This is a genomic window from Micromonospora sp. USAFONa4, from assembly GCF_057197825.1.
Genome location: NZ_CM170072.1, coordinates 1,134,785 through 1,156,668 on the forward strand (window position 1 = coordinate 1,134,785; position 21,884 = coordinate 1,156,668).

19 protein-coding genes are annotated in these 21,884 nt (G+C 73.8%); 9 read left to right on the forward strand and 10 right to left on the reverse strand.

The window, feature by feature from the left end:
- The first annotated feature begins 82 nt into the window (after positions 1 to 82).
- Positions 83 to 1,534, forward strand: a complete 1,452-nt coding sequence (locus tag AC0OO9_RS04385) for an acyltransferase family protein (protein WP_484515783.1) — start codon at positions 83 to 85, stop codon at positions 1,532 to 1,534.
- Here AC0OO9_RS04385 and AC0OO9_RS04390 read toward each other — a convergent pair.
- Both AC0OO9_RS04390 and AC0OO9_RS04395 read right to left on the reverse strand, forming a co-directional pair.
- On the reverse strand, positions 1,506 to 3,011 hold the full coding sequence (locus AC0OO9_RS04390) for a CoA-acylating methylmalonate-semialdehyde dehydrogenase (protein ID WP_484515785.1): 1,506 nt from the start codon (positions 3,009 to 3,011) through the stop codon (positions 1,506 to 1,508). The two genes, AC0OO9_RS04385 and AC0OO9_RS04390, sit on opposite strands and share 29 nt — an antisense overlap.
- The gene (locus AC0OO9_RS04395) at positions 3,008 to 4,315 is read right to left on the reverse strand and encodes an aspartate aminotransferase family protein (RefSeq protein WP_484515787.1); all 1,308 of its coding nucleotides are present in this window, start codon (positions 4,313 to 4,315) and stop codon (positions 3,008 to 3,010) included. The genes AC0OO9_RS04390 and AC0OO9_RS04395 overlap by 4 nt, the downstream gene beginning before the upstream one ends.
- A gap of 184 nt (positions 4,316 to 4,499) precedes the next feature.
- On the opposite strand from AC0OO9_RS04395, the gene AC0OO9_RS04400 reads away from it, so the two are divergent.
- Positions 4,500 to 5,495 (forward strand): hypothetical protein, encoded by a 996-nt coding sequence (locus AC0OO9_RS04400; RefSeq protein WP_484515789.1) that lies wholly within the window; start codon positions 4,500 to 4,502, stop codon positions 5,493 to 5,495.
- A gap of 62 nt (positions 5,496 to 5,557) precedes the next feature.
- Here AC0OO9_RS04400 and AC0OO9_RS04405 read toward each other — a convergent pair whose 3' ends face one another.
- Positions 5,558 to 6,253 carry a Tat pathway signal sequence domain protein gene (locus AC0OO9_RS04405; RefSeq protein WP_484515791.1) on the reverse strand — a complete coding sequence of 232 codons (696 nt, stop codon included), beginning with the start codon at positions 6,251 to 6,253 and terminating at the stop codon, positions 5,558 to 5,560.
- A 379-nt stretch (positions 6,254 to 6,632) separates the two neighbouring features.
- Between AC0OO9_RS04405 and AC0OO9_RS04410 the strand changes: the two genes are divergently transcribed.
- From AC0OO9_RS04410 to AC0OO9_RS04420, 3 genes are all read left to right on the forward strand, one after another.
- Positions 6,633 to 7,400, forward strand: coding sequence for a TetR/AcrR family transcriptional regulator (locus tag AC0OO9_RS04410; protein ID WP_484515793.1), 768 nt, complete (start codon positions 6,633 to 6,635; stop codon positions 7,398 to 7,400).
- A gap of 210 nt (positions 7,401 to 7,610) precedes the next feature.
- Complete coding sequence (locus AC0OO9_RS04415) at positions 7,611 to 8,240, forward strand: DUF6230 family protein (RefSeq protein ID WP_484515794.1); 630 nt, start codon at positions 7,611 to 7,613, stop codon at positions 8,238 to 8,240.
- A 1-nt stretch (position 8,241) separates the two neighbouring features.
- Positions 8,242 to 8,769, forward strand: coding sequence for a DUF6114 domain-containing protein (locus AC0OO9_RS04420; protein WP_484515796.1), 528 nt, complete (start codon positions 8,242 to 8,244; stop codon positions 8,767 to 8,769).
- A 1-nt stretch (position 8,770) separates the two neighbouring features.
- Here AC0OO9_RS04420 and murD read toward each other — a convergent pair whose 3' ends face one another.
- Positions 8,771 to 10,117 (reverse strand): UDP-N-acetylmuramoyl-L-alanine--D-glutamate ligase, encoded by a 1,347-nt coding sequence (gene murD / locus AC0OO9_RS04425; protein ID WP_484515797.1) that lies wholly within the window; start codon positions 10,115 to 10,117, stop codon positions 8,771 to 8,773.
- Between the two features lie 91 nt (positions 10,118 to 10,208).
- On the opposite strand from murD, the gene AC0OO9_RS04430 reads away from it, so the two are divergent.
- Positions 10,209 to 11,558: a MurL-like N-terminal domain-containing gene (locus AC0OO9_RS04430; protein ID WP_484515799.1), complete on the forward strand. Its 1,350-nt coding sequence runs from the start codon at positions 10,209 to 10,211 to the stop codon at positions 11,556 to 11,558.
- Between the two features lie 29 nt (positions 11,559 to 11,587).
- Here AC0OO9_RS04430 and AC0OO9_RS04435 read toward each other — a convergent pair whose 3' ends face one another.
- A complete protein-coding gene (locus AC0OO9_RS04435; protein ID WP_484515801.1) occupies positions 11,588 to 13,513 on the reverse strand; it encodes a PucR family transcriptional regulator in 1,926 nt (641 codons plus the stop codon).
- 137 nt (positions 13,514 to 13,650) lie between these two features.
- Here AC0OO9_RS04435 and AC0OO9_RS04440 point away from each other — a divergent pair, with 137 nt between their 5' ends.
- Complete coding sequence (locus tag AC0OO9_RS04440) at positions 13,651 to 14,223, forward strand: DUF6892 domain-containing protein (protein ID WP_484515803.1); 573 nt, start codon at positions 13,651 to 13,653, stop codon at positions 14,221 to 14,223.
- Positions 14,224 to 14,396: 173 nt separating this feature from the next.
- Here the strand turns inward: AC0OO9_RS04440 and AC0OO9_RS04445 are convergent, their stop codons facing one another.
- Positions 14,397 to 14,819: a MarR family winged helix-turn-helix transcriptional regulator gene (locus AC0OO9_RS04445; protein ID WP_484515805.1), complete on the reverse strand. Its 423-nt coding sequence runs from the start codon at positions 14,817 to 14,819 to the stop codon at positions 14,397 to 14,399.
- A 126-nt stretch (positions 14,820 to 14,945) separates the two neighbouring features.
- Between AC0OO9_RS04445 and AC0OO9_RS04450 the strand changes: the two genes are divergently transcribed.
- The gene (locus tag AC0OO9_RS04450) at positions 14,946 to 15,905 is read left to right on the forward strand and encodes a quinone oxidoreductase family protein (RefSeq protein WP_484515806.1); all 960 of its coding nucleotides are present in this window, start codon (positions 14,946 to 14,948) and stop codon (positions 15,903 to 15,905) included.
- A 100-nt stretch (positions 15,906 to 16,005) separates the two neighbouring features.
- Here AC0OO9_RS04450 and argG read toward each other — a convergent pair whose 3' ends face one another.
- From argG to AC0OO9_RS04470, 4 genes are all read right to left on the reverse strand, one after another.
- Positions 16,006 to 17,457 carry an argininosuccinate synthase gene (gene argG, locus AC0OO9_RS04455; RefSeq protein ID WP_132238770.1) on the reverse strand — a complete coding sequence of 484 codons (1,452 nt, stop codon included), beginning with the start codon at positions 17,455 to 17,457 and terminating at the stop codon, positions 16,006 to 16,008.
- Positions 17,458 to 17,564: 107 nt separating this feature from the next.
- Positions 17,565 to 17,990, reverse strand: coding sequence for a nucleoside deaminase (locus AC0OO9_RS04460; protein WP_151455753.1), 426 nt, complete (start codon positions 17,988 to 17,990; stop codon positions 17,565 to 17,567).
- Positions 17,987 to 18,838, reverse strand: a complete 852-nt coding sequence (locus AC0OO9_RS04465) for an LLM class flavin-dependent oxidoreductase (RefSeq protein ID WP_484515807.1) — start codon at positions 18,836 to 18,838, stop codon at positions 17,987 to 17,989. The genes AC0OO9_RS04460 and AC0OO9_RS04465 overlap by 4 nt, the downstream gene beginning before the upstream one ends.
- A 199-nt stretch (positions 18,839 to 19,037) precedes the next feature.
- On the reverse strand, positions 19,038 to 19,874 hold the full coding sequence (locus AC0OO9_RS04470) for a TrmH family RNA methyltransferase (RefSeq protein WP_311413879.1): 837 nt from the start codon (positions 19,872 to 19,874) through the stop codon (positions 19,038 to 19,040).
- A 115-nt stretch (positions 19,875 to 19,989) separates the two neighbouring features.
- Between AC0OO9_RS04470 and AC0OO9_RS04475 the strand changes: the two genes are divergently transcribed.
- Positions 19,990 to 21,861, forward strand: coding sequence for a thiamine pyrophosphate-requiring protein (locus AC0OO9_RS04475; RefSeq protein ID WP_484517849.1), 1,872 nt, complete (start codon positions 19,990 to 19,992; stop codon positions 21,859 to 21,861).
- Positions 21,862 to 21,884 lie beyond the last annotated feature (23 nt).

Consider the following 21,884-nt stretch of genomic DNA (forward strand, 5'->3'; position numbering starts at 1 on the left):
GCAGGAGGGCGCGGACTTCAACCCCCGGGGACCGAACCGTTATCAGCAGCGGCCAGTCCACGCCTGACGTACCCTCGGGGCCATGCGCCGCCTGCGGCAATTCGCCGCGCGCACCCCCGCTGGTCGACAACGTTACGTCGACCTGCTCCGGGCGCTCGCGATCGGCATGGTCGTTCTCGGCCACTGGGCGGTCGCCACGATCGGCGAGGACGCCGCCGGCCGGCCGACGGGGCGCTCGGCGCTGCCCGACCTGCCGTGGGCGTACCCGCTCACCTGGATCGCCCAGGTCATGCCGGTCTTCTTCCTGGTCGGCGGGTACGCCAACGCCGCCTCGCTGGCCGCCCGCCGGGCCGCCGGCGTCGACGCCACCGCGTGGCTGCTGGACCGGGGCGCCCGGCTGCTGCGCCCGACGACCGCGCTGCTGCTGGTGATCGCCGGCGGCGCCGCGCTCGCGTCGCTCGTCGGCGTCGGGGCGACGCTGGTGCGTACCGTCGCCTGGTTCGCCACGATCCCGCTCTGGTTCCTCGCCGCCTACCTGATCGTGGTGCCGCTGACCCCGGCGATGCTCGCCCTGCACCGGCGCTTCGGCCTGTTCGTGCCGGCGGCGCTGGCCGCGCTGGTCCTCGCCGGCGACGTGGGGCGGGCGCTGGGCCCGGCGGAGCTGGCGCTGCCGAACTACGTCCTCGGCTGGCTGGCCGTGCACCAGCTCGGCATCGCCTGGCGCGACGCCGACGCCGACCGTCACGACGCCCACCCGGACGCGGCGGGCGGGCGCCCGCCGCGCCCCGCGTCCGCGCGCGACCGGCCACGCCGACGCCGGCTGCCGCTGTCGCGGCGCGCGGGCGCGGCGGCGCTGCTGGGCGGCCTGGCCGCGACGGTGCTACTGACCACCGTCGGACCGTACCCGGTGAGCATGCTCAACGTCCCGGGCGAGCGGCTGGACAACGCCGCCCCGCCCAGCCTGGCCCTGCTGACGCTGACCGCCGCCCAGTTCGGGCTGATCCTGCTGCTGCGCGACCCGGCGGAGCGCTGGCTGCGCCGCCCCCGCCCGTGGCAGGCGGTGATCGCGGTGAACGCCGTCGTGCTCACCGTCTTCCTCTGGCACCTCACCGCGGCCATCCTGCTGGTCGGCGCGCTGGACGCGGCCGGGAGGCTGCCGACCCCGCCCGCGGGGTCGGCGGCCTGGCTGGCCTGGCGGGTGCCGTGGGTGCTGATGCTGGCCGTGGTGCTGGCCGCCCTGGTCGCCATCTTCGGCCCCGTCGAGGCCCGCACCGGCCGCGCCGGGCAGGGTCGGCCGGCCGGCGACGGGGCCGCGTCGGGCCGCGCGCCGGCCGGCGGCGGGTGGCGCGCCACCGTGCGCAGCGCGCTCACCGCCGCCGGTTTCGCCGCCGTGGTGTACGCCCTGGTGGTCAACGCCCAGACGCCGAGAGCGGCGCCCGAGCCGCTGGGGCTGCCGGCGGCGGCGCTGGTGGCGTACCTGGCCGGGGCCGGCACCCTGCGCCTGCTCAGGTCTGGGTGGGGAAGCCGAGGTTGACCCCGCCGTGCCGGGGGTCCAACCAGCGGCTGGTGACCACCTTGCCCCGGGTGAAGAAGCGCACCCCGTCCTCGCCGTGCGCGTGCAGGTCGCCGAAGAGCGAAGCCTTCCAGCCGCCGAAGGAGTAGTACGCCATCGGCACCGGGATCGGCACGTTGACGCCGACCATGCCCACCTCCACCTCGTGCTGGTAGCGCCGGGCCGCGCCGCCGTCGTTGGTGAAGATCGCCGTGCCGTTGCCGTACGGGTTGGCGTTGACCAGCTCCACCGCCTCGTCGTACGAGCCGACCCGCAGCACGCCGAGCACCGGGCCGAAGATCTCGTCGGTGTAGATCGACATGTCGGGAGTGACGCGGTCGAACAGCGTCGGGCCCAGCCAGAACCCGTTCGGGTCCCCGTCCGGCTCGACGTTCCGGCCGTCCACCACCGGCACCGCGCCGGCGGCCACCCCCGCCTCGACGTACGCGCGCACCCGGGCGGCGTGCGCGGCGGTGACCAGCGGGCCCATGTCGCAGCCGCGCCGGCCGTCGCCGGTGCGCAGCCGGCCCATCCGCTCGGCAATCCGGGCGACCAGGGCGTCGGCGACCGGCTCCACGGCGACCAGGGCCGAGATCGCCATACACCGCTCCCCCGCCGAGCCGAACCCCGCGTTGACCGCCGCGTCGGCGGCCAGGTCCAGGTCGGCGTCGGGGAGCACCACCATGTGGTTCTTCGCCCCGCCCAACGCCTGCACCCGCTTGCCGGCGGCGGTGCCGCGCTGGTGGACGTGCCGGGCGACCGGGGTGGAGCCGACGAACGACACCGCCTTCACGCCCGGGTGGTCCAGCAGCGCGTCCACGGCCTCGGCGTCGCCGTTGACGACGTTGAGCACCCCGTCGGGCAGGCCCGCCTCGGCGAACCACTCCGCCAGCAGCAGCGCCGCGCCCGGGTCCTTCTCGCTCGGCTTGAGCACCACCGCGTTGCCGCAGGCCACCGCGATCGGCAGGAACCACAGCGGCACCATCGCCGGGAAGTTGAACGGGGAGATCACCGCGACGACGCCGAGCGGCTGCCGCAGGCTGTACGAGTCGACCTCGGTGGAGACGTTCTCGCTGAACCCGCCGCGCAGCGCCGAGGGGATGCCGCAGGCGTACTCGATGATCTCCAGGCCGCGCTGCACCTCGCCGGCGGCGTCGGCGAGCACCTTGCCGTGCTCGGCGGTGATCACCTCGGCGAGCCGGTCCCGCCGCGCGTGCACCAGCTCCCGCAAGGCGAACAGCACCGCCGTCCGCCTTGCCAGGGACGCGTCCCGCCAGGACCGGGCCGCGCGCCCGGCGGCCTCCACCGCGACCGCGACGTCCGCCGCCGAGGCCAGCTCCACCCGGGCCGTACGCCGACCGGTCGCCGGGTCGAAGACGTCCCCGTGCCGGCCGGACGAGCCGCTGAACGGCTTGCCGTCGACGAAGTGGCCGATGACGCCGTGCTCCGCCGCGCTCACGCCGCCACCTCCGCCGCCACGCAGGAGCGGATCGCGTCGACCAGGATGGCCAGGCCCTCGCGGGCCTCGTCCTCGGTCAGCGTCAGCGGCGGGCCCATCCGCAGCACGTTGCCGTACAGGCCGCCCTTGCCGGTCAGCAGCCCGCCGGCCCGGCACGCCTCGAAGACCCGGCCGGTGAGCGCCGGGTCCGGCTCGGCGGTGCCCGGCCGGACGAACTCGACGCCGAGCATCAGCCCCTTGCCGCGTACCTCCGCGACGCCGTCGAGACCGCTCACGGCGGCGCGCAGGCCGTCGGCGAGGATCGCGCCGGTGCGGGCCGCGTTGGCCTGGAGGTCGTGGTCGAGCAGGTAGTCGAGCACGGCGTTGCCGGCGGCGGTCGAGACCGGGTTGCCGCCGAAGGTGGAGAAGCTGATGCCCGGCACCGACTCCAGCACCTCCGCGCGGCCGACCACGCCGGCCAGGGCGAAGCCGTTGCCGATGCCCTTGGCGAAGGTGAGCAGGTCCGGGGTCACGCCGTGCGCCTGGTAGCCCCAGAAGTGCTCCCCGGTGCGCCCCCAGCCCGTCTGCACCTCGTCGCAGACGAACAGGATGCCGTGGGAGTCGAGGACCTTCTTCCAGGCCGCGAAGAGCCCGTCCGGCGGGTGCACGAAGCCGCCCACGCCCTGGATCGGCTCGGCGATCAGGCAGGCCACGTCGCCGGCGGTCTGGGTGGCGAGCACCTCGTGCAGGTCCTCCACGGCCGCCTCGATCCGCTCGGCCTCGCCCAGCCGGGCCAGCAGGCCGCGCAGCCGCTCGCCGGAGTGCAACCAGGCCACCTGGAGCGGGTTGAGCGCGCTGGCCGACCAGCCCCGGTTGCCGGTCACGCCCATCGCCGCGTACGACCGGCCGTGGTAGCTGTTGCGCACGGCGAGGATCTGGTGCGAGCGGCGGTGGTTGGTGGCGACCAGCAGCGCCGCCTCGTTCGCCTCGGTGCCCGAGTTGGTGAAGAAGACCCGCGCGTCGGGGATGCCGGAGAGCCGGGCGACCTTCTCGGCCAGCTCGACCTGCTGCCGGATCAGGTAGAGGGTGGAGCTGTGCACGATGCCGGTGCGCAGCTGCCGCTCGACGGCCTCCCGGATCTCCGGGACGTCGTAGCCGATCATGTTTGTCAGCACGCCGCCGAAGAAGTCGAGGTAGGTGCGGCCCCGGGCGTCGGTGACCCGGCGGCCGGAGCCGGAGACCAGCTCGATCGGCTCGTCGTAGTAGAGCGGCATCCAGGACGGGAGCACGGCCCGGTGCCGGGCCAGCAGATCGTCGGTGGTCATCGTCGCACCCTCTCAGCGGCGTTCGCGGTAACCGCACGCTGCCACCAGCCGGCGGCGGGGACAAGGGTCGGTGGGTGGAGCGCGCACCGGGGCCGCCCCGCGCCGTCGCCCGGCCCGGCCCGATCGTTCGTCGCCGGCCCGGTCGTGCGCCGCCCGGGCACCCGGCCGCCGGTACGATCCGGCGGTGCGGACCGGTGAGGAGGCGCCGCGTGGGGCGTCGGCGCTGCCGACCGGCGCGGCGGGCACGAGCGTCGAGGCGATCGGCGCCGGCGTACGGGCCTGGGTGGGCTCGGGGCCGCTGCGCGACCTCGTCGGGCACTTCGGCGGCACGTGGCCGGACGGGGACGTGGCGGGCGTGCTGGCCGGCCTCGACGACTTCTCCGCCCGGCACTGGGACTTCCGGGGTGGCCGGGAGCGGCCGGACGCCCGGGAACCGGCCGTCGACGCGGCCACCGCGCGGCTGGTGCTCGCCACCGCCGCCGCGCTCGGCATGGTGCGTCCGGCGGCGCCGGCCCGCTCGCGGTACGCCCACCTGGTCGTGCTCGGCGGGTTGGCGCACGCCTGCCAGCGCCGGGTCGCGTACGCGGCGCACCTGCTGCGCGGCGGCACCCGGGTCGGCGGCGAGGTGGCGGTGCTGGGCAGCTTCCGCCCGCTGTCGGACGCGGAGTGCCGGGCCCTGGAGGTGGCTGGCGTCCCGCCCTGCGACACCGAGGTGGCGGCGCTGGACGCGGCGGTGCGGCGGGAGTTCGCGGTGGCCGTCCCGGCCGAGGAGGACGGCCACGACGCCGACCACCCGCACCGCTCCTGGTCGTCGCGTACGTACCGGCCCGCGGGTGGCCCGCCGGTGCGCGTACTGGCCGCCCCGTCCGGCGATCCCGCGCGGCGCCGCGCGCACACCGCCGACACCCAGCGGTTCTGGGCCGAGCACGTCCGCCTGCGCGCGGGCGACGCGGTGCTGATGGTGACCGCCCCGATCTACGTGCCGTTCCAGCACTGCGACGCGCTGCGCACCCTCGCCGTGCCGTACGGCTGCGCGATCGAGACCGTCGGCGTCGACCCGGCCCTGCCCGACCTGGCCGGGCTGCCCGAACCGGCGCTCACCCCGGGGCGCTACCTCCAGGAGATCCGCTCGGCCATCCGGTCCGTGCGGGCCCTGCACACGGCGCTGGGCGACGGCTGACCGGCGCACGGCCGGGGGCCGACGCACGACGGATCGCCGCGCGCCGGCCCCGTGGACCGCGATCAGTTGACGTAGACGGGGGCGTTGCCCTTGCTGGCGTCCTGCACGGGCGAGTACGCCGCGGAGAAGTACGCCGTGCCGAAGCAGAGGCTGGGGCCGGAGAACTTCGTCAGCGTCTGGTTGGTGAAGGTGATCGAGTTGTTGGCGTTGGTCGCCGTGCCGGTCAGGCTGTTGGTGCCGGTCCGGTAAACGCAGGTGATCGCGCCGAGCAGCGAGTTCAGCACGACGGTGCTCTGGATCGGCGCCGTCGCCGTGCCGCTGATCTTGACCACGCCGGCGCTGGTGACCGAGGTGGCGTACGGCAGGTTCTGCACGGTCACGCTCTGCACCCCGGTGGTGCCGATGACGTTTGTGGTGCAGTTGGTGAAGGACTGGGCGGTCAGGCTCTCGGTGGCGGTGCCCGGGGCCGCCGGGTTGCTCAGCACCTTGGCGCTGAAGCTGGACGCGGCGCACTTCACGCCGGTGGTGCCCGAGGCGGAGGAGTAGAAGGTGGCGTTGGTGCCGGTCCTGAGGCTGGCCCGGATCACGTCGTTGACGGCGACAGCGGTGCCGCCCGGCGCCGGGTAGGTCAGCACGTTGTTGGCGAACGGTGCCGGGGTGGCGGAGCGCGGAGCGGCGGCGGAGCCCGGGGCGGCGGCGAGGCCGGTCAGCAGCGCGAGGGTGGTGAGACCCACGCCGATTCGTCCGTACCTGAGCATGGTTCTTCCTTTCGGGGGACGGGGGAGGTCGACTCGCGTGGGCGGGGGGCGCCCACGTGGCGACCGGGGCCGTCGCGTCATGGACGGCTGTGGGGGTTGCCGGGCGGCCGTCGGGGCCGGGCGGCGGTGGCGGTGGTGGTGCGGCGACGTCAGCGGGCAGGCCGGCGTGGCGCGCCGCGGCGCAGCGGCGTCACCTGCGTCTTTCCGGCCTTGGGAGGGCGCTCCTGTTCCGCGATAATGGCACCCATCGAGCCCTCCTTCGATGAGTCAACGGGTGACCATCCGGAAGATCACCCATGGTGACGGGATCCCAACTGAGCGTGCAGCAAGTTATAAACCCCGGAGGGTCGTAAAGTCAATGAATGGAGAGGCAGGCACGTTGACCACGCAGCGCCGCCCGCATCCGGCGCCCCTGCCGGGCGCACGCCCGGGTCGCGACCCCGATCGCGCGATCAAACGTGGCCCGCGCCGGCTCTCCGCCGAGGCGGTGGCCGCGACCCAGCGCGACCGCCTCTTCGACGGGCTCGTGCGGGAGGTGGCGACGAAGGGCTACGACAACGCCCGGGTCACCGACATCTGCCACGCCGCCGGGGTGACCCGACCGGCCTTCTACGCCCTCTTCAGCGGCAAGGAGGACGCCTTCCTCGCCGCGTACCGGCACGGCGTCGCCGTGCTGTCGCAGCTCATGGAGAGCGCCTACCGGGAGGCCGGGCCGGCATGGTCGGACGCCGCCCGCGCCGCCCTGCGCACCCTGCTGGAGGTGCTGGCGAGCGTGCCGGCTTTCGCCCGGATGGCGCTCGTCGAGGTGGACGCGGCCGGCCCGGACGCCCGCCGGGAGCGCGACGCCCTGCTCGGCAGCTTCCGCCGGTTCTTCGCCGACGCCGGCCCCGGCCCGACGGTGGACGTGGACCGGGACGCGCTGGTGTCCACAGTGGTCGGCGGGATCCACGCCACCGTACGCAGCCGGGTGGCCCAGGGCCGGGCGACGGAGCTGCCCCAACTGCTGCCGGTGCTCACCTACGCGGCCACCGCGCCCTTCCTCGGCACCGACGACGCGACCCGGGCGACGCGGCTGGCACGCGCGGCCGACGGCCCGGGCACGACCGCGCCGTGCGCGCCGGCCGGCGAGGCGGCCACCCTGCCCTGACGGCGACCGGCCTCCCGGCCGGGCAGCCGATGCCGCGCGGTCGAAAACCGCAGCGGTTTTTCACTTTGGCCGCATTTGGCAAATACCGCCTCAACCAGCCCCCACCGGCCGTTGACCCGGCATTTACTCGGCGGTAACTTCAGCCTGCGCAGACCCTTGAGCCGATTTCCCATTGTCGCCGATCAATTGATCTTCGAAAGGGAGCCCACCATGTCGGAGCAGCTCGCACCGATCGAACCCGATCCGCCGCGCAGCGGCGTGCGCTGGCGCCGGTTCGCCGCCACGCTGGGCACCGTCGTGGCGGGTGCCGCCGGCATGGTCGTGCTGACCGCCCAGGGCGTACTGGGCGCGCAGTTCGCCATCTCCGGCATGCCGTTCACCGTCACCGCCGACAAGCTCACCGGCACGGGGTTCGAGCAGTTCGCCACCATCGACCAGATGATTCCGGACAGCCCCAACCAGGGCGACACCGGCGGGCAGGTCCTGGTGATGGTGTCGGCAATCGACAAGGCCGAGCTGACGAACCTCTGCCAGAGCATCAACCTGGGCGGCGTCTACCTGAAGATCACCGCCGGCGGCGCCGGCACACCGGTCACCGCCCGCACCCTGGTCGTCGACGGCGACGAGGTCGCCGGCAACGCCTCGTTCAAGAACATCAACGTCGGGCAGGACGCCAGCACCCTCGACCAGGTGCCCGGGGTCAAGGGCAACCCCGGCGTCTTCGCCCAGCAGTCGGACACGGTGACCATCACCAACCTGCGGCAGAACAACTACGCCACCACGGCCGCCGTCTTCAACCTGCCCGACCTGCGCATGGCGTTCACCTCCGACGGATGCTGACGTGAGCGCCGCAGGACACCACCCGGTGCCAGCCGCCCGCCGACCCGGCGGGCGCTGGCGCCGCTGGCGGCGGGGCCGCCCGTTCACCGCCGGGGTGCTGATCGCGCTCGGCGGCACGGAGATGCTCGTGACCCTGCGCGCGCCGCTCGGGGTGCTGCTGCACGTCGGGCCGCAGGGGCTGGCCGCCTACCTGGTGCCGGCCGTCCTGGTGCTCTGCGGGGTGCTGCTGGTCGCCACTCCGCAGCAACGGGTCTTCTACGCCGTGCTCTCCCTGCTGCTCGGGCTGGTCTCCTGGCTGACCTCGAACCTGGGCGGCTTCCTGGTCGGGATGCTGCTGGCCCTCGTCGGCGGGGCACTCGCCTTCGCCTGGACGCCCGACAAGCGGCGCCCACCGGCCGGCGCCACCGGGGCGCCCGGAGCGCCGGCCCCGCAGACCGGAGGACCGGCCACGCAGACCGGGGACCCGGACGACGACGAACTGCTGCCGGGCCTGGGCACGACGCGCCCGACGCCCGCCGACCGCGGCTGAGTCAGCCGGCGGTGTCGCGTACCGCCTGGGCGAAGACCTCGGAGCGGTGCTCGAAGTTGCGGAACCGCCCGTAGCTCGGCGCCGCCGGGGAGAGCAGCACCACCCCGTCGGCCGGGGTCACCTCGCGGGCCAACCGGACGGCGTCGACCAGGTCGTCGACCACCTCGGTACGCACCTTCGGCAGGCCGGCGAGCGCCTCGACGATGCGGGGGCCGCTGTCCGGGATGCCGAGCACGGTCAGCTCGCGTTCCGCGAGGTGCTCGCGCAGCGGCGTGTAGTCCAGGCCCCGGTCGGTGCCGCCGACGATCACCGTCAACGGCCGCCCCTCGTACGCGTCGATGGCGTGCATGGCCGCGTACGGGCTGGTGGCGAGGGTGTCGTCGACGAAGGTCAGGCCGGACGGGTCGGCGATCTCGGTGAGGCGGTGGGCCAGCCCCTGGAACTCGGCGACCGCCACGGCCAGGGTGTCCCGGCGGTCCACCACGTCGATGCCGAGCGCGTCGAGCACGGCGAGGGCGACGCAGAGGTTGCCCTCGTTGTGCCGGCCGACCAGCGGCAGCACCGCGCGCGGGAAGAGCGGCCGGTCGCCGAGGTGGAACCAGGGCGTGCCGTCGGCGCCGCCGGCCACGTGGGCGGTGTCCGGCAGGCCGGCGCGCACCGCCGCGCGGTCGCCCAGTTCCAGGGCGAGCCTCGGGTCGGCGCCGTTGACCACCACGGTCCGCGGCCCGTGCGCCAGCAGGTTGAGCTTGTCCCGGTAGTACTCGCGCTCGCCGCCGTGCGCGTCGAGGTGCTCGGGGAAGAGGGAGGTGACGACCGCCACCCGGGGCGAGTCGGTCAGGTCGCTGCACTGGTAGCTGGACAGTTCCAGCACGTACAGCTCCGCCTCCGGCAGGTCCAGCGTCGGCACGCCGATGTTGCCGCCGAACACGTTCGGCCGGTCCACGGCGGCGAGCAGGTGGCTGATCAGGCTGGACGTGGTGCTCTTGCCCTTGCTGCCGGTGACGCCGACCGTACGGGCGGCGTGGTCGGCCATCCACAGGGCGGTGCCCTGCGTGACGGTCGCCCCGCGCCGGCGCAGCTCCACCAGCCACGGGTGGGTCTGCGGCACGCCGGGCGAGCGGACCACCACGTCGGCGGCGGCCAGCCGGGCGAAGCCCTCCTCGCCGGTGACCAGCGGCGCGGCCTCGGCGAGCGGCCCCTCCCAGGGCAGGCTGAGGAAGTTGGCGCTGTCGTCGACGGCGACCAGGTCGGCCGGGCCGTGCGCGGCGATCGCGGTCACCGCGGCCCGGCCCTCCCGGCCGGCCCCCCAGACGGCGACGGTACGTCCGCGCAGGTCAGACAGGCGCACGGGCTCTCCTCAGGGGGTGTTGTCGGGCGTGGCAGGGGCGGGGTCCGGCGCAGCCGGACACGGCCGGACGAACCAGGGCCTAGTATGGCGTGTGCCCAACGAGCAGCTCCGGCGGATGGACGCCTTCACCTTCCCGTCCTACTCGATCGACCTCTCCACCGGGGAGGTGTTGTTCGACTACGCCCTCACCGGCCCCGACGGCGAGCAGCGGTTCACCGAGGTGGTCACCCTTCCCCTGCCGGACGCGCCGCCCTCGGACGAGACCGTGGCGACCCTGGGCCGGGTGCTGGAGCTGCTGCACGTGGTCGCCGGCGTCAGCTACTACAAGGCCGCCGCGCCGCCGCGCCTGGTGCTGCCGGCGCCGCTGGGCACGGCCGCCGCCGAGCTGGTCACCGCCGTCTACACCAAGGGCCTCGCGGAGTACGCGTACCGCAACCAGCTGCCGCACGTGCTGGAGCTGCGCCCGGAGGTGCCGGCGGGCGAGGTGTCCCCGCCCCGGGAGTACGACGACTCCGACCGGCGTCCGCTCTCGGCGGTGGGTGGCGGCAAGGACTCCATCGTCAGCCTGGAGGCGCTGCGCCGGGCGGGCTTCGACCCGGTGCCCTTCTCGGTCAACCCGAACCACGTGATCGTCGCGGTGAACGAGGCGTCCGGGCTGGCCCCGCTCGCCGCCCGTCGGCGGATCGACCCGGTGCTGTTCGAGCTGAACGCCGCCGGGGCCCGCAACGGCCACATCCCGGTCACCGCGATCAACTCGCTGATCGCCGTCGCCACGGCGGTGCTGCACGGCCTGGGCCCGGTGGTGATGTCCAACGAGCGCTCGGCGTCGGACCCGAACCTGGTCTGGAACGGCCACGAGATCAACCACCAGTGGTCCAAGGGCGTGGAGGCGGAGGGGCTGCTCCGGGCCGCGCTGGCCGCGCACGCCGGGCTGACCGAGCCCTACTTCTCGCTGCTGCGCTCGCTGTCGGAGCTGCACATCGCCCGGTCGTTCGCCGAGATCGACCGCTACGACGACGTGGTGACGAGCTGCAACGCCGCGTTCAAGCTGCGCGACGCCAGCGAGCGCTGGTGCCGCGACTGCCCGAAGTGCCGGTTCGTCTTCCTGGCCATGGCGCCGTTCATGTCGCGCGAGCGGGTCACCCACATCTTCGGCGGCGACCTGCTCGCCGACGAGTCGCAGATCCCCGGCTACCGGGAGCTGCTGGGCGTGGACGGGCACAAGCCGTTCGAGTGCGTCGGCGAGGTGGAGGAGTCCGTGGTGGCCCTGAGCCTGCTGGCCGAGCAGGACCAGTGGCGCGACGCCCCGGTGGTGCGCGCCCTGGTCGACGCGGTCCCGGCCACGGCCTGGTCGACGGCGGCCACCTCGGACGTCTTCACCCCGGGCGGCCCGAACCACATCCCCCCGCCCTACGCGAAGGCCCTCACGGCCCTGACCTGACCCCCTCCCTCGCTCGCCCCGACCCGGGGTCAACGGGGTGATGTGGGGTGGGTGCGGATGGCGTCGAGGGCCAGCAGTGCGACGTGCAGGGAGAGGCAGGCCTCGACCGAGTCGAGGTCCACGTCCAGGACGCGGCGGATCCGGGCCAGCCGCTCGTAGAAGGCCGGTCGGGACAGGTGTGCCGCCCCGGCCGCCGCCGACTTGTTGCGGCCCTGCTCCAGGTACGCCCGCAGGGTGCCCAGCAACTGCTCCCGTGGGTGCTGCGCGTCGTGGGTCAGCAGCGCGCCGAGTTCCCGCTCGACGAACGTCTGCAACCGGGGCTCGTCGCGCAGCAGGTGCAGCAGCCCCGCCAGCCCGACGTGCGGCAGCCGGAAGACCGGCAGGTCCCGCCGGTCCCGCCGGGCGGCGTCGGCGATCTGTCGGGCCTCGACCAGCGAGCGGCGCGCCTCCCGCAGGCTGGGCACGCCGGAACCGGCCGCGACGAGCAGTCCGCCGCCTGCCGGCCGGGCCACGCCGTTCGTACGCCCGTGGGACCGGGCCGGTCCGTCACCGCGGCCGGGGCCGCCCGGGCGGGCCTGGCCGTCGGGGCGAGCGGAACCGCCCGGGCGAGGATGACCATCCGGGCGCACGAGCCCGTCCGGGCGGGCATGGCCGTCCGAGCGGGCGGGGGCGTCCGGGCGGGTGCGGTGCAGCGCGGCGGCGAACGCGGCCAGCGACCGCTCCTCGGCCGCCGGCTCCGGCAGGGCGAGCAGCACGCCGACAGCGTGGTCGTCGATGGCGCTGGACAGCCCGGTCAGCTTCGCCTCGTGCAACGCCTGCCCGACCGCCTCGGCGAGATCACGCAGCCGGGCAGGGCCCGCCTCCGGACCGCCCGACTGCCCCTGGTCCGGGGCCGGTCCGCCCTCCCCCGCCGGGTCGTCGGCCCGGTGCCGGACCACCACCCCGACCAGGTGCCGGCGCTCCAGCAGCACGCCGAGGGCCCGGGCCCGCAGGGCGACCTCGTCCACCGGCAGCGAGTGGTCGAGCAGGGCGGTGAGCAGCGTACGGTGGATCTGCCGCTCCAGGCCCTCGGCGTCGCGCCGGATCAGCCGGCCCAGGGCCAGCGTCGAGGCGGCCCGCTCGACGAGAATGGTCAGCCGCGTGGGCGGGACCACGGGCGGCACGGCGACGCCGACGGGCGCACCGCCCTCCTCGGCGGGGTCGAACACGCGCCGGCCCGCCGCCAGGTCGCCCCCGCCGGGCCAGCGCAGCAGCAGCCGCCCCCAGTCCTGCCCCCGGGCGCCCACCGTGGTCACCAGCCACCCGTTGTCGCCGTCGTACGCGGTGCGCCCCGCCGGCCGGATCCGCCGCGAGTGCTGCTCCCAGCAGTCCAGCAGCAGCTCGGCGCTCTCCCCCGCCGGGTCGTACGCGAGCACCTGCCGGGAGAGGTTCTCCAACACCACCGGGCAGCCGGAGAGGTCGGCGGCCTGCCGTACCACCTCGTTGGGGCCGGCGCCCTCCACCGACAACTCCGTGAAGCGCTGGTGGATCTCCTCCGTCGCCCGCAGCTCGGTCAGCTGGGCGTCGACGATCAGCGCGTGCACCGCCTCGGTGATCCGGACGAACGGGGTGGCCCGCCGCAGCTCGACCAGGGGCAGGCCGCGCCGCTCGGCGGCGGCGGCCATCACCCGGGGCACCCCGCTGACGTACCGGCGGCCCAGCTCGACGACCAGGCCGGAGACGCCCACGTCGGCCAGGTCGCCGATGAAGGCGCGCAGCCCGGCGTCGTCGGCGGGCAGCCCGATCCCGGTGGTGAGCACCAGCTCGCCGCCGCCGAGCAGCGGGGCGATGTCGGGCACCTCGGTCACGTGCACCCAGCGCACCGGGCGGTCGAGACCGGCGTCCCCGGCGACCAGGCGCGGAGCGCCGTGGCGGACCGGGTCCAGCGCGAGGACCTCACGGACGGTAGGGAACACGGGCGACACGCTACCGTCCGTGACATAGATTCCGCACGGGCGCCACCCGGGTCGCGGGCCCCGCCTGCCCCGTCCAACTCGGACGACGACCCACTCCGCGTCCTGAGGCAGATCAGTAACGAGATACGGTCGGGATCATGACCCTCATCTTCGCCGACCTCGGCCTGCACCTGGGCGTCCTGGACGCCCTGCTGGACGACGCGATCGCTGCCGACGACCTCAAGGCGCTCATCGAGTCGACCGGCCCCGATGGCCCGGAGGACGGCTATCCAGGTCCGGGCCCGCGCCTGCAGGCGTCACTGAAGCTGTTACATGCCGTCACGGTGCCGCCGGCCGAGGCCGCAGCGATCACCGAACTGCAGTTCGACGGCGGCAGCGACATCTACATGCTGATCGAGCAGACCCTGGACATCGACACCGGCGGCGAGTCCGACGACTACAACGTGACGTCGCTGGAGGGCATTGACACATTGTCCAGCCTGCAGTCCTTGGACCTGGACGGCCACGGCTATCGCCCAGGGCCGTTGGACCTGACCCCGCTGACCGGCCACCCGGCCCTGTCGGAACTGGTACTGACCGGGAAGTGCACGGGAGCCGCGGCGCTGGAGTCGCTGCCTGCGCTACACACCCTGGACGTCTCGCTGGCGCACCTCGACGACCCCGATGTCCTGACCCGCCTGGAGGCCCGCGGAACGACAATCCAGCGTTGACCACGCGACAGCAGAGGCCGTTGCGACGCTGATCGCCGCCCCGTGCGCCGAGGTGGCGTGACGCCGTGCCGCCGGTCCAACCACGCCAAGCCTGAGCACGCCCCGGCTTGCTTGATATGGCCCGCCCGGGTGAAGCCGTGGGATCCAGCTCGACGGGTGCGGGCGGGCGCGTGTCAGCCCAGTGCCTTGCGCAGCAGCGCCGTCAACTGGTCCTGCTCGTCGGGCGAGAGTCGTCCGACCGCCGTGCGGGCGAAGGTGAAGGCCGTTGCGAACCGGTGATTGATCTCGTCGCCCCGGGGGGTTCTCGCGACGAGCCGTGCGCGGCGGTCCCGGGGATTCGGTTCGCGGGTCACGAGGCCGAGCGCTTCGAGACGCACGACGATCTGGGTGATGTTGGAGGCATCGCAGCCGAGTTCCCCGGCCAGGGCGCCCATGCCCCGTCGCTCATCGAGTCGCCCGAGCACACATGCCTGCGCCGGGCTGAGCGACAGCTCGGCTGCCGCCGTCTCGTAGGCGCGGTCGTACACGTCGACCAGGTCGAACAGGGCTGCCTCGGCCTCGGACGAGGGAGTCACGGGTCCGTTCGGCAGCGCCATATCCCCCAGCCTAGACGAGTTAGTTGATTCGCTCAAATAGCTGTGGTCCAATGATCCTTGATGCACTCAAGCAAATCAGGGGGGACGATGAGGAGCAGAGCCAAGCGCACAGCGGGCGACGCGATCGTGGCGCCGCAGATGAACGCGGTCGTCCTTGACCGGTTCGGCGGAGTCGACGAACTCTCGTCGCGTCGGATACCGCTCCCGCAGGTCGGCGACGACGACGTCCTCATCAGGGTGGAGTACGCAGGCGTCGGGTCCTGGGACGCGGGCGAACGGGAGGGGGAATACGACGGCGTATTCGGCGTCGCCTCGACCTTCCCCTACGTCCTCGGCTGGGACGCGGCCGGCACGGTCGCCGCGGTCGGGCGCAACGTCACCCGGTTCGACGTGGGCGAGCGAGTCTACGCCGCGACGATGCCGGTGCCGCGTGGTGGCGCCTACGCCGAGTACGCCGTCGTCGAGGCGGAGTTCGTGGCTCGCGTGCCCGACCGGCTGCCGACCGGACAGGCCGGCGCGATGGCGTGGGATGCCCTGACCGCACTGAGCGGTCTCGACCTGCTCGGGCTGCGGGCGGACGAGACGCTCATGGTCTTCGGGGCCAGCGGGGGTATCGGCCACATGGCCGTGCAGCTGGCGCGACACAGCGGCATCCGGGTGTTGGCCGTGGCCTCTGGTGACGACGGCGTCGCCCTGGCCCGGCGGCTGGGCGCCGACGACGCCGTCGACGGTCGTCGGGACGACGTGCCGGCTGCGGCGTTCGAGTTCGCACCGGGCGGGCTCGATGCGGCTCTGGTCACCGTGGGAGGCGAGATTGCCGAACGATCCCTGCGCGCGGTCAGGAAGTCGGGACGGATCGCCTGGCCGAACGGTGTCCTGCCCGCGCCGGTGACGTCGCCGGGTGCGACGGTGTCCCACTACGACGGGGACCGGAGCCGCGCCTCCACCGATCGGCTGAACGCGATCATCGAGGCGAGCTCCTTCGAGGTCCACGTCGCCCGGACCTTCCCGTTGGCCCGGGCCGGGGAAGCGCACCGCGCCCTAGACGATCACTATGTCGGGAAGCTGGCCCTCAAGGTCGGATAGGACGCGACAGACGGCCCGAGGCTCCCTGAGCGACGCGGCCCGGAAGCCCCTCGGCGTGAGGGACTTCCGGGCCGCGTGACGCTCACCTGCCGGGCGCCGCTCAGTCGACGCCGAACTCCATCGCGGCGCGGTCGAGGGCCTCGTCGGCGGCCGAGGGGACGCCCCGGGAGGCGATGGCCTCCGCGCCGCCCTGCGGCATCGCGCCGATCAGCCCGGTCGAGGCCGCCTGCGCGGCGCCGACCATCCGCTGCGGGGCCGCGCCGCCGACCATGCCGAGGGTCGCGTACTGCTCCAGCTTCGCCCGCGAGTCGGCGATGTCCAGGTTGCGCATGGTGAGCTGGCCGATCCGGTCCGACGGGCCGAACGCCGAGTCCTCCGTACGCTCCATCGACAGCTTGTCGGGGTGGTAGCTGAACGCCGGGCCGGTGGTGTCGAGGATCGAGTAGTCCTCGCCCCGGCGCAGCCGCAACGTCACCTCGCCGGTGACCGCCGTGCCCACCCAGCGCTGCAACGACTCGCGCAGCATCAGCGCCTGCGGGTCCAGCCAGCGCCCCTCGTACATCAGCCGGCCGAGGCGGCGGCCCTCGTTGTGGTAGTTCGCCAGGGTGTCCTCGTTGTGGATGGCGTTGACCAGCCGCTCGTACGCGGCGTGCAGCAGCGCCATGCCGGGCGCCTCGTAGATGCCCCGGCTCTTGGCCTCGATGATCCGGTTCTCGATCTGGTCCGACATGCCCATGCCGTGCCGGCCGCCGATGGCGTTGGCCTCCAGCACCAGGTCGACGGGGCTGCCGAACTCCTTGCCGTTGATAGTCACCGGGCGGCCCTGGTCGAAGCCGATCGTGACGTCCTCGGTCGGGATCTCCACGGACGGGTCCCAGAACCGGACTCCCATGATCGGGTTGACCGTCTCGATGCCGGTGTCGAGGTGTTCGAGGGTCTTCGCCTCGTGCGTGGCGCCCCAGATGTTGGCGTCGGTCGAGTACGCCTTCTCGGTGCTGTCCCGGTACGGCAGGCCGCGTTCGAGCAGCCACTCCGACATCTCCTTGCGCCCACCGAGTTCGGTGACGAAGTCGGTGTCGAGCCACGGCTTGTAGATGCGCAGCTGCGGGTTGGCCAGCAGGCCGTAGCGGTAGAACCGCTCGATGTCGTTGCCCTTGAAGGTCGAGCCGTCGCCCCAGATCTGGACGTCGTCGGAGATCATCGCCCGGACCAGCAGGGTCCCGGTCACGGCCCGGCCCAGCGGGGTGGTGTTGAAGTACGCCCGCCCGCCCGACCGGATGTGGAAGGCCCCGCAGGTCAACGCCGCCAGGCCCTCCTCGACCAGGGCAGCGCGGCAGTCGACCAGGCGGGCGACCTCGGCGCCGTAGCTGAGCGCGCGACCGGGCACCGAGGCGATGTCCGGCTCGTCGTACTGGCCGATGTCGGCGGTGTAGGCGCAGGGAACGGCGCCCTTGTCGCGCATCCACGCGACCGCGACCGAGGTGTCGAGGCCGCCGGAGAAGGCGATGCCGACACGTTCGCCGATGGGCAGGGAGGTGAGAACCTTGGACACAAGGAAGATTATGCACTAGGCCGCATGGCCATGCAAACGCAGGGTGGGGACATGACCAGCGACAGCGGGACCCACCGCACGCCCCGCACCGTCGCAAGGGTCCCGCTCTAGTAATAGTTGTCGATCGGCTGGCGCGCCTCGTCGAACAGCGCCGGCCCCTCGTACCGCACCGGGGGCAGCGGCGGGGTGACCGGCTTGACCTCCTCGAACTGTTCGGCGGACAGGGCGTACACCACCCGGCCGAGGCCGGACCGGTCGATCGCGGTCGCGCACATCGGGCAGGGCTGGCAACTGGTGAACATGGTGGTGCCGGCGGCCACGTCGGGAGCGAGTTCCCGAGCGGCCCAGCGGGCCAGCTTCAGTTCCGGGTGGGCGGTGATGTCCGAGTCGGAGACCACGGTGTTGTGGTCCTCGATCAGGACGGTGCCGTCCGCACCGACCAGCAACGAGCCGAACGGCCGTTCGCCGGACGCCCCGGCCTCGCTGGCGAGTTCCACCGCACGGCGGAGAAATCTCTCGTCGTCAGGGGTCATCGGTCCTCCTGGGATCTGTGGTACGCGGCCACGGCCGCAAGGGTCTGCCAGGCGCGTTCGGGCTGGCGGATCTCGGTCAGGTCGCCGTTGAACGGGTCGAGCACCACCGTTTCCGCCCCGAGCAGACGGATCTGGTCGATGTCGGCGATGATCTGCTCGATGGTGCCGACACCGGCGAGCCGGTCCGGGGCGGTGACCACTTCTCGGGTCTCCCGGAGTCCGATGCGTGGCATCAACGCGGGCACCGGCCGGCCCAGTTCGCCGGCGGTGGCCTTCAGCCGCCCCGCTGCGTCCGCCAGCCATCCGGGCGTGACCCGCAGCGGGTGCCAGGCGTCACCGAGCAGTACCGCGCGACGTATGCCGGCGTCGCTGTTGCCGCCGACCCAGATCGGGATCGGGGTCGTATCGTAGTCGTCGGTGTTCCGCCAGGCGTCGCGCATGACGTGCAGGTACTCATCGGTCAGCGCGCCGCGCCGCCGGAACGGCACGCCGAGCGCCTCGAACTCCTGCCGGGCCCAGCCGACGCCGACGCCGAGGACGAGCCGGCCGCCGCTGAGCCGGTTGAGGTTCGCCGCCATCCGGGCGGTGAGCAGCGGGTGCCGGTACGGAACGATGAGCACCGTGGTGCCCAGCCGGACCCGGCGGGTCACCCCGGCCAGCCAGGACAGCGTGGTGAACGGCTCGTAGAACGGCGCCGGATACTGCTCGGCCACGTCCGGGGTCACCGCGATGTGATCGGAGACCATCAGCAGGTCGAAGCCGAGGCCCTCGACCGTCTGCGCCCACCGTCGCAGCGTTTCGGGGTCGGTACCCGGGGCAAAGTTCGGTACGTTGACGCCAATTTGCACGGGTTCCACGCTAGCCGGGGTGGGTTCCGTGTGTGAACATCGCGTTCCTGGTCCGGCTGAAGTACCCCGGCAGTCGGCACGAACCGCTGCACCAGTTGCTGGAGCGACGTACGGCGCCACCCTGCCCTATCGGGGCCCGCGCCTGTCGCCGCCCCGATCTTGACCCGGGCACGAACGCCCCCGCGGCTGAAGCGGAGCGCTAGGCCGGGTCGTCGCGACCCAACTCCCAGCAGGCCACGGCGGTCGCGGCGGCGACGTTGAGCGAGTCGACGCCGCGGCGCATCGGGATCACCACCCGGACGTCGCTGCCGTCCATCGCCGCCCGGGTCAGGCCGGCGCCCTCGGCCCCCATGAGCAGCGCCGCGCGGGCCCGCTGCGCCGCGTCGAGCCGCTGGATCGGCACCGCGTCCGGTGCCGGGGTCATCGCCAGCACCGTGAAGCCGGCCGCGCGGACGTCGCCGAGCGCGTCCGGCCAGGGCTCCAGCTTCGCGTACGGGATGGCGAAGACCTCGCCCATGCTGACCCGGACGCTGCGCCGGTAGAGCGGGTCGGCACAGGTCGGCGAGAGCAGCACGGCGTCCACGCCGAGCGCGGCCACCGCCCTGAAGATGGCCCCCAGGTTCGTGTGGTTGTTCACGTCCTCCAGGATCACCACCCGCCGCGCGGCGGCCAGCACCTCGGCGGCGGGCGGCAGCGGCTTGCGCCGGAACGACGCCAGCACGCCCCGGTGCACGTGGAACCCCGTCGCCCGTTGCAGCACGTCTTGAGTGGCGGCGTAGACGGGGGCGTCGCCGGTGTCCAGGTCGGCGAGCTGGTCGACCCGTTTGGCGTCCACCAGGTACGACCGGGCCGGATAGCCGGCGCGCAGTGCCCGGCGCAGCACCAGCTCGCCCTCGGCGATGAACAGGCCGTGCGGCGGTTCCCAGCGGGTACGCAGCTCGACGTCGGTCAGCGCGCGGTAGTCGGCGATCCGGTCGTCGTCGGGGTCGGTGATCGGGTGGATGGGCACCCGCCGATTCTGCCGGACGCGCCGCAGCCGTCCCGGACCGCCCGACGCCGGGGCACCCCGTGGCGTTTTGTCCCGGGAAAGACGGGAATGGCGGGCCGGAGCGGCGGAGCGACGGAAGGACAGTCAGGTGAACGCACGTCCCATGGGCACGCCGGGGCCGGCCCGCACCGACCAGCCGGACGGGTGGCGCGTCGACCTGGGTCCCCTGCCCCGCGACGCCACCGTCGCGGACCACATCGTGCACCGGTTGGCCGGCTGGGGGGTCCGCCGCTACTTCGGCTATCCCGGCGACGGCATCAACGGCCTGACCTCGGCGCTGCAACGCACCGGGGAGCAGACGCAGTTCGTCCAGGTCCGCCACGAGGAGACCGCCGGCTTCGCGGCGTCGGCGCACGTCAAGTACGGCGGCGGGCCGCTCGGCTGCGCGCTGGTGACCAGCGGCCCCGGCGCGATCCACCTGCTCAACGGCCTGTACGACGCCAAGCTGGACCACCAGCCGGTGGTCGCCCTGGTCGGCCACACCGCGCTCACCGCCGAGGGCGGCGGCTACTACCAGGAGGTGGACCTGCTCGCCCTCTACAAGGACGTCGCCGCCGCCTTCCTGGCCCAGCTCGACCATCCCAGCCAGGTCCGCCACCTGGTCGACCGGGCCTGCCGCACGGCGCTGGCCCGGCGTACCGTCACCGCGCTGGTGCTGCCGTCCGACATCCAGGACGCGCCGGCCGTGCCGGAACCACCGCACGCCCACGGCTACTACCGCACCAGCGACGTGCCCAGCAGCGCCCCGACGGTGCCGCCGGAGGCGGAGCTGCGCCGGGCCGCCGAGGTGCTGGGCGGCGGCGAGCGGGTCGCCATGCTGGTCGGGCAGGGCGCGCTCGGCGCGGTGGACGAGGTCCGCGCGGTCGCCGACCGGCTCGGCGCGGGGGTGGCGGCGGCGCTGCTCGGGTTCGCCGCGGTCGACCATCGGGAGCCGTGGGTGACCGGGGCGATCGGCCTGCTCGGCACCCGGCCCAGTTGGCAGCTGATGAACGAGTGCGACCGGCTGCTGATCGTGGGCAGCAACATGCCGTACTCGGAGTTCTACCCGCCGCAGGGGCAGGCCCGGGCGGTGCAGATCGACCGGGACGGCACCCAGCTGGGGCTGCGGTACCCGACCGAGGTGAACCTGACCGGGGACGCCGCCCCCACCCTGCGGGCCCTGATGCGCGAGCTCGGCCCGGGCCCGGGGCCGACCCGCTGGCGGGCGACGATCGGCAAGGCCACCACCGCCTGGCGCCGTACGCAGCGGGAACTGGCCGGGCAGGCCGCCGACCCGGTCAACCCGCAGCTGCTCTTCGCCACCCTCAGCGACCGGCTCCCCGACGACGTGATGATCTCGGTCGACTGCGGCACCACGACCGCCTGGTACGCCCGGCACCTCCAGGTCCGCCCCGGCATGCTGGCCAGCCTCTCCGGCACCCTGCTCTCGATGGGCGGCGCGATGCCGTACGCGCTGGCCGCCAAGTTCGCCCACCCGGACCGCCCGCTGGTGGCCCTGATCGGCGACGGCGCGATGCAGATGAACGGGGTCAACGAGCTGATCACGGTGGCCAAGTACTGGCGGAGCTGGTCGGACCCCCGCTTCGTGGTGCTCGTGCTCAACAACCGGGACCTGGCCTTCGTCAGCTGGGAGCAGCGCTCCAGCGAGGGCACGCCGATGTTCCCGGACAGCCAGCAGCTGCCCGACATCGGCTACCACCGGTGGGCGGAGGTGCTGGGCCTGCACGGCGAGCTGGTCGACACGCCGGAGCAGGTGCCGGGCGTCTGGGAGCGGGCGCTGGGCGCGGACCGGCCCGTGGTCGTCAACGCGCTGGTCGACCCGGCCGAGCTGATGCTGCCGCCGCACTTCACCGCCGAGCAGGCCCGCAACACCGCCGCGGCCGTGCTGCGCGGCGACACCGACTGGGCGGGCATCATCCGGCGGGGCCTGCCCACGGCGGTCGCCACCCTCCGCCCGGGACGCGGCCGGGGCTGACCGGCGCGGCGCGGTGCGACCCG